An 11367-nucleotide genomic window follows, 5' to 3' on the forward strand; every position below is an offset into this window, starting at 1 on the left:
CCAGCCGATGGAATGTTTTCCAGTGACAGCATGATCCATTCGGTTTACAGCACCAACCCTCCATACAGTGAATGGAAGCAAGAACCGTTTGAGGAAGGAACCAGGAAGTGGAGTCCAACATTTCCCCTGCTGTCATTGGGCAGCTCATGACCTCAGTTCCCGCGCACCTGGCGGGAATAGGACAGCCAACCTTCCTCGGAGCCGGTTGGGATGTTGAAGTCTACCGGTGGGGAAACAGAGTGTTGCGGCTCCCTCGCAGGAACCAGGCCAACGCCATTCTCGACGTGGAATACGACTGGATCGAGCCGGCAACCCGGGACCTGGTGGAGGCAGGCTTCTCCGTGTCCACGCCCCGGTACCGGGGCGAGCCAACAAAACTGTTCCCCCATCCCTGGCTCGTCTCCGATCACGTACCCGGCAGCCCGATCCACGCCCTTCCCCTCGGGGAACGCGGCCGAGCCGCAAGGGATATGGCGCTTGCGCTCGCGGCACTCCACCAACCGGCACCGGACACGGCACCGCAGAATCCCTACCGAAACGTCCCACTTCACGACAAGGTCCCCGCATTTACTCACTACGCGGAGAAGACCAACCTGCCAGCATTCCTGCACGAGGCTTTTGACGAAGCTGTGTCCTCAGCCCCGTGGCAGGGTGAAAAGCTCTGGTGCCACGGTGATCTTCATGCCGGCAATATCCTCACACATAGCGGCGGCCTCACGGGACTCATCGACTTTGGCGATCTCGGTGCCGGTGATCCAGCGGTCGACTATGCGGTGTTCTACACGGTGTTTACCGAGCAGGAGAGGGCGGATGCTCGCGTCGTTCTCCGCTCGCTCGGGCAACCGGATGATGAGGATGTGTGGCTGCGGGCTCGTGGCTGGGCCGCGCACTTCACCGCCGCGCTTCTGAGCTCATCAAGTCCCGACGATCAGACCATCGCCCAACAGGCACTCATCCTCATGGAACTGCCCTAGGTCTTCGTGGCTACCGCAAAGAAGAAGGCCAGCAAAGCCCGCAAGCACGCGACAGGGGGTGGCGCGGACAGGATCAAGTCTCAGAAAACTGACACGAAGAAGGCTCGCGCCAGTCACTTTGAGGATCAGCCCGCAACATCCACCCAACTATCCCAGGTGGAAAATCAGCTCACTGCTCGGCTTGATTGGCTCACCGAACTCCTCACTGGAGAAGTAGCCACCCACGGGAGCCCGACATCTACGGATGATCGACCTCCCGATCGACCAGGCGCAGGGTCTGTCGTCGACGTGAATGCTGCACAGGTTACGGCTGGCGAATGGTTTGTGGAAACTTCGGCTGACGACCTTGAAAGTATCGCTGACAGCCTTGCCATCGTTGCTCACCCGGTTCGCTTACGGATCCTCCACACTGCGAGCACGCACAGCGTGCGCGTCACCCAGATCCTCGAAGCACTGCGGCTACGCACCACGGGACAGGTCTATCACCACCTGCGGATCCTGACGGAAGCGGGATGGGTCGTGAGTGACGGGGCAGGCAACTACTGGGTTCCACGTGGCCGACTATCTGCCCTGGACGGGGTGCTGCGCCTGGGGATCGAGTTACGCGACATTCATCCGAAGGTCGTAAACTGAAAGAATGGCTGAATCCCTGATCCGTAGTGCCCGTGAACTCACAGATGATGACCTGTCCGCCCTGTTCAGCACTGCAACCTTGGACCGGGGACGAGGCTACCACCGTGAACAGCGGGTCGAATCTCTGTCTTCTGATGACTCGATTATTGCTCGAGTGCAGGGTAGCGGGCACTCCTACATGGTCGTCATCGACTCAATCACACCGTTCCGGGGCAAGTGCACGTGCCCGGTCGGCCACTACTGCAAGCACATAGTGGCAACCCTTCTTGCTGCCGGGGCGGGTGGAGATCTCGGGTGGCGTAGTCTGCTGAGTGCTATGACCGTCACGAAGAAGAGTGGCGGGTCCGAATTGAGTATCAAGATCGATACGCGCAGTGACGGTGCACCGCTCACCCCCTACAAGAAAGTTGGGGAACACTGGGTTCTCGTGCCTTGGCCTGATCTGACAAACAACCGGTGGGAATCAACGACCGACGGGCTCAATCAGTCCCACGTGACAGTTCTTCGACATCTGCACCGCACTGCGCGGAGAACCCGTCCCTGGAACTCACCCTCCGACATCCTCCTGTCCGACCTGGAAGGGGAAGCGATGTCGTTCCTCCGCCAGATCCGATCCGCTGGGATCGGCCTGTTGGATGCTGACATGGAGGGGCTGACGCTCGGGGATGACCTGTGGCCGGTCAGGCTCGAGATGGAGAAGAAAGACAACCTGAGGGCAACCCCCGTTGTCTCCCGGAACGACGGCGTAAGAGCCTATACCCTCCCCGGTGTCGTTCCCGTTATCGCACTATCACACGGAACCCTGACAACCGTTAACGCCTCGATTCCCACCCAACTCCAGTCCCTCATCTCCTCCCGTTCAAGCATTGACGTCCCCGCGGAAGACAGTCTCGAGTTCGAGGCAACATTCCTGCCCGCACTCGGTGATATTGACGTCATGTCACCCGATGGTTCGTTTGAAGCCACAGAATTCTCGGCACCAAGACTGCATCTGCACGTGTCCAGGCCGACCGGGCTCACCCACACACTTGAATGGAAGAAGTCACGAGAAGCCATCGGCACAGGTGAACGGCTCGTCTCGGAGATCGCAGGCGAGGACCTGCGAGAAGATTTTGATCGCGTTGACGAACTGTGGGAGGAAGCAGGCTTCCCCGGGGACCAACCGCCCCCGCAGACCACCGTTTTAAAACCGCATTTCATGGAGACTCTGCACGAGTTCTTCATCCCCGCACTGACAGCCGCGGGAATGGGAGTCACCTACTCCGATCGCGCGAACCTCGAATTCGTGAAGTCGCCGCCCGAGCTCCGGGTTAATGCGACGAGTGAGCGAGACTGGCTGGACCTCGCCATCACCGTCAATGTCAACGGCCACGACGTTCCCCTGCCAGTGCTGTATCCAGCGCTCGTGGGTGGGGCCCCGTACCTGGAATTCAATGACCTCATGATCAAGCTCGGTCCCGAGTTCGATGAGCTGCGGTCGCTCCTGAGAGAAGCGGCAATGCTTGGTCGGATCAAGGGGAAAACCATTAGCGTCCAAGCCCCACAACTCCACGCCCTGTCAATCCCTGATGAACTCTTGGAGGGGGTGCTGCAAGACCGGCTCGAGAAGCTGAAAGAGATCGGGCAACCGGTTTCCCTCCCAACAACTCTCACAGCCCACCTTCGCCCCTACCAGGAGACCGGATATTCGTGGCTGGTCAGGCTCGCGCAGGCGCAGTATGGCGGGGTGTTGGCAGACGACATGGGACTCGGTAAAACCATTCAGATCCTCGCTGCCATCGCCAAGCTCAAGGAGGAGGGTCAGCTCACCGGTCCCGTCCTCATCGTTGCCCCCACGTCCGTGGTGTCAACCTGGCGGCGAGAAGCAGAGAAGTTTGCTCCCTCCCTCACCATCAAAACCGTGACAGGGACGAAACGGAAGCGCCGCATCCCCATCAGCTCACTGGCGGACGCCGATATTGTCGTCACCTCCTACACACTCCTGCGATTGGAAGGCGACGAATACGAGGACGTGTCCTGGCAGGGGCTGGTGCTTGATGAGGCACAGGCGGTCAAGAACCCCCGGACGATCGGCTACCGGGTCCTCATGAGTCTCTCCCGCGACTGGACCTTCGCCGTCACGGGCACACCAATCGAAAACTCCATCGGTGACCTCGGCGCCCTCTATGCGCTCACCAACCCGGGATTGTTGCCCGGTGCGGACCGATTCTCTGAAAAGTTCAAGAGACCCATTGAACGCAGCGGCGACCCCGAAGCTCGGGAGCTTCTCATCAAGCTCACAAAACCGTTCCTTATGCGACGCCGAAAGGCTGATGTCGCTGCGGATCTGCCGGAGAAGATGTCGACCGTCGTCTCGGTAGAGATGGATGAGGCACATGCGGCCCGCTACACGCGGCAGCTTGAACGAGAACGTCAAGAAATACTTGGACTCATCCGAGAACCAGACGAGAACCGGATCTCAATCCTCGCCTCTCTCACGAGGCTTCGCAGGCTCGCCATTGACGCCGGGCTTCTGGAAGAGACCGCGGCACCCGCGAACAAGACAAAGGTGCTGCTCGAACACTTGGAATCCCTCATCCCGTCCGGGCATCAGGTTCTTGTCTTCTCGCAGTTCACCACCTACCTCGACCGAATTGGTGCGGAGCTGAAGAAAGCGAAAATTCCGTACGCGTACCTGGACGGGTCAACGAGGAACAGGGATCGGGTGATCAGTTCGTTCAAGTCCGGCGAAAAACCGGTTTTCCTCATCTCCCTCAAGGCCGGAGGCGTGGGTCTGACCCTGATTGAGGCCGATTACGTGTTTGTCATGGACCCCTGGTGGAACCCGGCAGCCGAAGAGCAGGCCATTGACCGAGCCCACCGCATCGGGCAGGACAAGCACGTCCACGTGTATCGCCTAGCATCCGCGGGAACCATCGAAGAAAAGGTCCTCGCCCTCCAAGAGCGCAAACGCGGACTTGCGAGCCTCATCGAGCAAGACGGCGGAAGCACCATCACCTCCGACGACATCCGGGCCCTTATCGAACACTAAGGGAAAGTGCTGTGTCGGCCCACCCGGGCCGACACAGCACGATCGTCAGGATCGCTGTCTTATCCTTCTATTGCAGATTGGCTAACCGCGGTTTGGGTTACTTTGTGGGCTGGAAGAGAATGACCTTCTGCAGAGCAAACTCCCTAATGCCCTGGGGACCCATTTCCTTGCCGTAGCCGGAGCGCTTCGTGCCGCCGAATGGCATGTCGAAGTAGGAGTTGGCCGGGGTGTTGATCGCAACCTGGCCCGTATCCATACGCCGCGCAATAGCTTCCGCCTTTGCGAGGTCACGGGAGTTAACGGATCCGCCGAGACCGAAGCTGGAATCGTTCGCCATGTCGATTGCTTCTTTAATGTCCGAGAACTTGAAAAGAATCGGCGTGGGACCAAACAGCTCCTCGTCAAGGATCGGGTTGTCACGGGTGACATCCGTGGTCATCGTGGGCTGGACGAACCAGCCATGATCGGGGATCTTCTCGCCGAGGGGAGTTGCGGTTGCGCCACCGTCAACCGCCCGCTGAATCTGTTCGTTCAAGAGCTTCTGGGCTTCCTGGGATGAGAGGGGGCCGATCGAGGTGCTGGGGTCGTTGGGGTCACCAATCTTATTGGCTGCGATGGCCTCCGAGTACCGTTCCTTGAAGTCGTCATAGAGTGACTCGTGGATAAACATGCGCTTGGGTAGGGCACAGGCCTGATCTGACACCATGAAGCGGAACATGGAGCAGGTGAGAGCGTTGTCGATGTCGGCATCGTCGAGGACGATCATCGCATCGTTACCGCCGAGCTCGAGCACGGAGGGCTCGAGCGCCTTGCCTGCCTGCTCGGCAACCCGAGCACCCGCAGCATCAGAGCCGGTTAGGGTCGCGCCACGGACGCGGGGATCGGCAATGATCTTCGAGGTTTGGTCGTGGGTGGCCCGCACGTTCGTGAAGACGCCTTAGGGAAGCCCAGCATCCGTGAAGACCTGCTCAATGGCCTCGGCGGACTGGGGGACGATACTGGCATGCTTGAGGATCACGACGTTGCCGGCCATGAGATTTCCGCAGGCGGGGCGAACGGCCTGGTAGACGACCGCATTCCAGGGTTCGATGGCGAACACAATGCCGAGCGGATCGTAGACGAGCTTGCCGGTGCCGTGGTCGGGAAGCAGTTCCAACGGTTCATCGGCCAGGAATGTTTCGGCCTTGTCCGCATAGTATTCGAGTATTTCGGCCACCATTTCACCGGCCATGAATGTCGAAATCGACACGGGCAGTCCCATCTCGTTCGTGACCAGCTTGCCAATGGTTTCAGCGCGCTAACGGAAGAGATTGGCGGCTCTCCTCATGTGCTCCGCTCGCTCATCGAAGGTCGTCTTTGACCACGACTCGATTGCTTTCTGGGCCTTATCCAGAACAGCCTCAATCTCGGCACCTGTCGCGTAGTCGAATTCTTTCTCAAGTTCACCCGTGTATGGGTTGATTGATGCGTACGCCATGACATTTCCTCCCTTGGAAATCCCGGTAGTGGTCGGCGACTGCTTGTGCGGATTCACTCTCATCCTTAAGGTTCTGTGACGCACATCCCACAACGCAGTTCGCCCCCACATCACATGCCCAAACCGATAGACATGTGTCAATTTTTCAACACTCGGCGCGTAGTCAATATTTCCCCTGGTAGTAGGCGCAAGTATTGGTGTCCGGGTGAGTTGTGGAGTGTCGGTGGTGTTGGTGGTGTCAGGTTATAAGACAGGAGTCTCAGGCAAAGGTATCTCGTAATCGTGAGGGATTGTCGCTTGGCTGAGAATGCTCGGTGGGCGCAACGACTGATCGCTGCGCCCACCGGAGATGTTTGGGTGATGTGGTATTTAGGAGATGGGGTCGTCCATGATGGGGCGGAGCAGGTGTTCGGCTGCCGCATCATCATCTTCCGCCCGCAGGCGAGGCTCGGACGAAAGCTCGGGGTTGTAGCCAAGCATCCCGTCATAGAAGTCCCGGATCCGATCCATGTCTTCCTTGATGTTCCAGGTCGGCATGAAGCTTTCCGCGGTCCCGTACGTCCTCGTGTTCGAGTCGATGAACCCAAAAGTCAGGGGAAGCTTGTTTTCATAGGCGATCCGGTAGAACCCGGACTTCCAGTACTCCCGCTTCCCTCGGGTGCCCTTCGGGGTGACGCAGAGAATGAAAGTCTCGGAATTCTGGACGATCTGTGAAACTCCGTGAGTCAGGTTAGTGGACTGGCGACGATTGACGGGGATGCCGCCGAGCCAGCGGACGACCGACTTCAGAACGGGAATCCGCATGACCTCGTCCTTGACGAGGAAATTAAACTCGCGCTCTGCGGACCAGAGGATGATGACCATGAGAAGCGCATCGAAGTTCGATGTGTGGGGAGCGCCAATGATGATCGTTTTTTGGGGAAGTTCTTCGAACTTTCCCTTCCACCGGGGCAGGAGGAGGGCAAGGAGCCGCGCGATACCTTTGCGGATTTTCTTACCGATCACTGGTCACCGCGATCGAGTAGTTCCATACCTCGGATGATGTTCCGACAGGGCGACGGCCATCGGGCCGGCTGTGCCCTTCCGTGAATGAGTGGGAGTTCTTCCATGCTTCGAAAGATTCTTCATCGGCCCAGCGGGTCACAACAAGCCATGTTGATCGACCATCTTCCGGGCGGAGCAGTTCAAAGCCCTCACAACCGGGAACATCGTCCATGGCCCCCGCGCGCGGGGCGAAGCGGTCAGCCAGGCTATCACCCGCCTCCGGGGGCACCTCAATAGCGTTAATCTTGATGACTGTCATGTGTTGAGTCCTCCACTTTCCTCAACCATGATAAACCCAGATTGGGCTAGGGAAGTTGAGCGTTCACGATCGCCATGAACTGGTCAGCATCAAGGAAGCCGGGCACAAACTGATCGCCCACGATGAATGCGGGAGTGCCGGTCAGGCTCAGGTTTGCTACATTATGCCTGGCCGTGAGGACGGCCGTCAGGATTTCGTTAGACTGCAGGTCGGCACTGAACTGAGCAATGTCCTCAATTCCCACCTCGCCGGCAAGGTTCTCGAAATAGCGCAGGTCGTACCGGGCGACGGAGCCCTCGTGCGTGTCCTGGTACAGAGCATCAGAGTACTCCCAGAACTTGCCCTGATTGCCAGCAGCGCGTGCCGCTGCGGCAGAAATAATTGACGCATCCCCCAGGACCGGGAAGTCACGATACTCGAAGCGGACCTCGCCGGATTCAATGAGCGCTTCGAGCGACGGGAAGACTTCGACGTGCCATCGCGCACAGAACGTGCACAGGTAGTCTGCGTATTCGACGATGACGACATCGGCATCCGGATCACCCAGGGCGTACGGATCGTCCGGATCGCGATGAATCTGCGCTGCCATGACATCCGGGTCCTCGATCGATTCGGCCGGAACGAATGCTTCCGGTGATTCCTTCTCGGTCGGTGTGCTGTCCTCGGTCGCGGTACTTTCAGGGAGCGGCCCGGGCGTTTCCTGCTCGCTTGCGGCCTGAGTCTCCAGAACCGTCAGTTCCTCCGAGGCGGGCGTTTCAGCGTCACCCGACAGGGCAATGATGAGGCCGATGGCGAGGGCAACGACGGCAACGAGAAGGACAACGATGGTAATGAGTAGCCCCCGATTCCTCGAGCTTGGTTGATAACCAGAGGGTGGGAATTGGGGGCTACCGTACGTCATGACTTCCAGTTCTGCATTTGTCTCATCGCATCGTCTTCTGAGGTGATGCACGTGGCGAATGTTTCAAGGTCCACATTACCGCCTGAAAGAATTGTGCCAACCCTGGATCCGCGTGCGATCTTGCCGCTGTCAACGAGCGACTTGATTCCGGCAAGCCCCAGCACCCCGGTTGGTTCGCTGACGAGCTTGAGCCGGTCAGCAACGAGACGCATCGCGGTGAAGATCTCGGTGTCGGGAACCGTGACAATCTCGTCCACGTTGTTTCGCATGAGTTCGAAGGTCAGCTCCGAAATTTGCCGCACCCGGGCACCGTCAGCGATCGTTTCGGGCGACGGGATCGTGACGATCTCACCCTTCGCGATCGATTGCTGGGCGTCGTTGGCGTTCTCGGGCTCAACACCAAAGATCTTGGCATTGGGGCTGAACACTTTTGTGACGAGAGCGGCGCCGGAAATCAGTCCGCCACCACCCACGGGCAGCACAACAGCATCCACGTGCTTCACTTCGCGCAGCAGTTCCTGAGCCGCGGTGCCTTGGCCCGCGATAAGGTCCGGATCGTCGAAGGAGGGGATGACGGTCATGCCCCGCTCCAGAGCGATCTGGTCCGCCATTGTAATCCGGTTGTCATTCTCGGGGTCGTACATGATGACCTCAACCCCGTAGGAGCGGGTCATGTCGACCTTGACCTTGGGGGCGTCGGTCGGCATGAGCACGACGGTGGGAATATCGAGCTGATAGGAGGCTAGAGCCATGGCCTGGCCGTGGTTGCCGCTGGAGTAGGTCACGATTCCCTTCTCCTTCGACACCTCCCCACGTTCGATGCGAGCTAGAACCGCGTTGAACGCACCGCGGGTCTTGAACGAGCCCGCACGCTGCTGATTCTCGCACTTGATCAGCACCTCAATGCCGAGGTACTTGTTCAAGAGCCTGGAGCCCACCACGCGGGTTTCGTGCGTGTAGGGCTTGATTCGGGCGGCTGCAGCGCCGACATCTTCAAAAGTGGGTAGGGCGGTCATTTTTCTTCTCCTATCAGAGCAGGAAACTGAAGGCCGGGGTGTCCGGCTCCAGTTTCTCGATTGCCAGCGGTGACGCGGCCATCCTCTCCATCAGCGAAGTGATGCGTGTCGGGGCATCAATTTCGATGCCAACGAGCGCTGGACCCGTTTCTCGGTTGTTTTTCTTTGTGTATTCGAACAGGACGATGTCTTCCCCATCGGAAAGCACCTCGTCCAAGAAGTGCCGCAGAGCACCCGGGCGCTGCGGGAAAGTCACGAGGAAATAGTGGCGCAATCCCTCGTGGATGGCAGAGCGTTCAATGATCTCGTCGTAGCGGGAGATGTCATTGTTTCCTCCGGACACGATGCAGACCACGGGACCGTCTTCGTCGGTCACGTGCCCGAGGACCACGGCGGTTGATGCGAGTGCTCCAGCCGGCTCGGCGATAATGCCGTCCGTTTGGTAGAGCTCAATCATTTCCGTCGAGACAGCACCCTCGGGAACGGAGAACACCTCGTCAAAGAGGTCCCGGACGATTGGGAAGGTTGTCTCCCCAACCCGGGATACTGCCGTGCCGTCAACGAAACCATCAACCTTGGGCAGGAGAATGGGAGAGCCGTGCTCGATCGCTGCCTGCATAGAGTCAGCGCCCGCGGGTTCAACACCGAGGATTCTCGTGTCGGGATGATTTTCGCGAAGCCAGATCGCGGTGCCGGCGGCGAGCCCGCCACCACCGATCGGCACGATCACGGTCTTGGGTTTGGTTGAGGCCTGCTCGAAGACCTCCCGGATCACGGTGCCCTGACCAGCAATTGTGCGCGGATCGTCGAACGGGTGGACGTAGGTGGCGCCGGACTCTTCCGCATACTGCTGTGCGGCTTCGGATGCGGCATCGAAGGTTTGACCTCCGATGACCTGCTCCACCCAGGAGCCACCAATGTCTTGAATCCTGCGGCGCTTCTGCCGGGGGGTTGTGGCTGGCAAGAAAACCTTGCCGTGAATCCGCAACTGCCGGCAGGCAAACGCGACGCCCTGGGCGTGGTTACCTGCCGATGCGCAGACGACCCCGCCGATCTGCTCCTCCTCCGAGAGCGTTGAAATAAAGTTGTAAGCCCCACGTACTTTGTACGAACGACCAACCTGCAAATCTTCCCTTTTTAGCAAAACGTCACCGCGCAGGAGACCGGACAGGCGGAGTGACAATTCGAGCGGAGTCCGCCGAATCATAGGTCCGAGACGTCCGGCTGCTGCGGTAACATCAGCACCAGTTGGTTGTGTCATACCTCCATGTTGCCATGCGAAACTGGGACGGAAACGGCACTTCGTCCTAAATGTGAATACGTGAAACGACAGAAAAAGGAACCATGGATCTTGACCCGATTGACCAGATCTTTGAATTCGAAAGAAAGTTCTATGTTGGCTCACTTCCCGACATCGTGCAGCATGCTCACCGCACCCTTATCATCCAGGGCTACGTGTTTGCCGAAGACGGGTATGCGATCCGGGTCCGCGTCACAGTCCCGGACAAAGAGATTGAATTCCCCGACTTTCATGACGAGACCGACCGGTTCGGTGCTTACGAGCGGCGCATCCTCTCCCATGCAGCGGACTCGGTCAGTACCGCGTGGATCACCGTGAAGTCGCCGCCGGTCTCCGCGCAGCGCTACGAGCTCGACCAGCAGTTGGACGTGTCCGTTGCGCTCAATATTCTGCAGCGTTCCCCCCGCATCATCCTCAAAACCCGGCATTCGGTCTGGCTGGAAACGGACGGGTGGGAGATCGATGAATTCCACGGCCAGAACGCCGGCCTCGTCCTTGCCGAATGCGAACGTACGGGTCCCGTTGTTGACCTGACAATCCCGGACTTTTGTGAAACCGAAGTCTCATCCGACCTGCGCTTCACCAACGACTACCTGTCGCGTCAGCCGTGGACCGGGTGGGGAGAGGCTTTCCTTGCTGAACTTGCAAGCAAGGGCCCCTACTTTGAGGACTACCACTCCTAAGCACCTGCTCACAGAATTGCCGTGCATTGAGAGCGCGGTACGCGCTGTC

At 58.9% G+C, this 11367-nt stretch carries 9 protein-coding genes and 1 pseudogene; 4 read left to right on the forward strand and 6 right to left on the reverse strand.

Annotated features, from left to right (window positions below):
• Positions 1 to 107 precede the first annotated feature (107 nt).
• From BN1241_RS06905 to BN1241_RS06915, 3 genes are read left to right on the forward strand one after another with little or no spacing between them, the layout of a single operon-like run.
• Positions 108 to 974: a phosphotransferase gene (locus BN1241_RS06905; protein WP_054952924.1), complete on the forward strand. Its 867-nt coding sequence runs from the start codon at positions 108 to 110 to the stop codon at positions 972 to 974.
• A gap of 6 nt (positions 975 to 980) precedes the next feature.
• Positions 981 to 1607 carry an ArsR/SmtB family transcription factor gene (locus BN1241_RS06910; RefSeq protein WP_054952925.1) on the forward strand — a complete coding sequence of 209 codons (627 nt, stop codon included), beginning with the start codon at positions 981 to 983 and terminating at the stop codon, positions 1605 to 1607.
• A gap of 4 nt (positions 1608 to 1611) precedes the next feature.
• A complete protein-coding gene (locus BN1241_RS06915; RefSeq protein ID WP_054952926.1) occupies positions 1612 to 4638 on the forward strand; it encodes a DEAD/DEAH box helicase in 3027 nt (1008 codons plus the stop codon).
• Positions 4639 to 4735: 97 nt separating this feature from the next.
• On the opposite strand, the pseudogene BN1241_RS13280 reads toward BN1241_RS06915, so the two are convergent.
• The 6 genes and pseudogenes from BN1241_RS13280 to ilvA all read right to left on the reverse strand — a co-directional run bounded on the left by BN1241_RS13280 (position 4736) and on the right by ilvA (position 10596).
• Positions 4736 to 6226, reverse strand: a pseudogene (locus tag BN1241_RS13280) (aldehyde dehydrogenase family protein).
• A gap of 258 nt (positions 6227 to 6484) precedes the next feature.
• Positions 6485 to 7120, reverse strand: a complete 636-nt coding sequence (locus BN1241_RS06935) for a 1-acyl-sn-glycerol-3-phosphate acyltransferase (protein ID WP_230198284.1) — start codon at positions 7118 to 7120, stop codon at positions 6485 to 6487.
• Positions 7110 to 7418, reverse strand: a complete 309-nt coding sequence (locus BN1241_RS06940; RefSeq protein WP_054952930.1) for an antibiotic biosynthesis monooxygenase family protein — start codon at positions 7416 to 7418, stop codon at positions 7110 to 7112. Before BN1241_RS06940 ends, BN1241_RS06935 begins: the two co-directional genes overlap by 11 nt.
• Before the next feature lie 46 nt (positions 7419 to 7464).
• Positions 7465 to 8319, reverse strand: a complete 855-nt coding sequence (locus tag BN1241_RS06945) for a DsbA family protein (RefSeq protein WP_054952931.1) — start codon at positions 8317 to 8319, stop codon at positions 7465 to 7467.
• A complete protein-coding gene (locus tag BN1241_RS06950; protein WP_054952932.1) occupies positions 8316 to 9335 on the reverse strand; it encodes a pyridoxal-phosphate dependent enzyme in 1020 nt (339 codons plus the stop codon). Before BN1241_RS06950 ends, BN1241_RS06945 begins: the two co-directional genes overlap by 4 nt.
• 13 nt (positions 9336 to 9348) lie before the next feature.
• On the reverse strand, positions 9349 to 10596 hold the full coding sequence (ilvA, locus tag BN1241_RS06955) for a threonine ammonia-lyase IlvA (RefSeq protein WP_054952933.1): 1248 nt from the start codon (positions 10594 to 10596) through the stop codon (positions 9349 to 9351).
• A gap of 83 nt (positions 10597 to 10679) precedes the next feature.
• On the opposite strand from ilvA, the gene BN1241_RS06960 reads away from it, so the two are divergent.
• Positions 10680 to 11318, forward strand: a complete 639-nt coding sequence (locus BN1241_RS06960) for a CYTH domain-containing protein (RefSeq protein ID WP_054952934.1) — start codon at positions 10680 to 10682, stop codon at positions 11316 to 11318.
• Positions 11319 to 11367 lie beyond the last annotated feature (49 nt).

Source organism: Flaviflexus massiliensis (assembly GCF_001375495.1).
In the GTDB taxonomy this organism is placed as follows: Bacteria; Actinomycetota; Actinomycetes; order Actinomycetales; family Actinomycetaceae; genus Flaviflexus; species Flaviflexus massiliensis.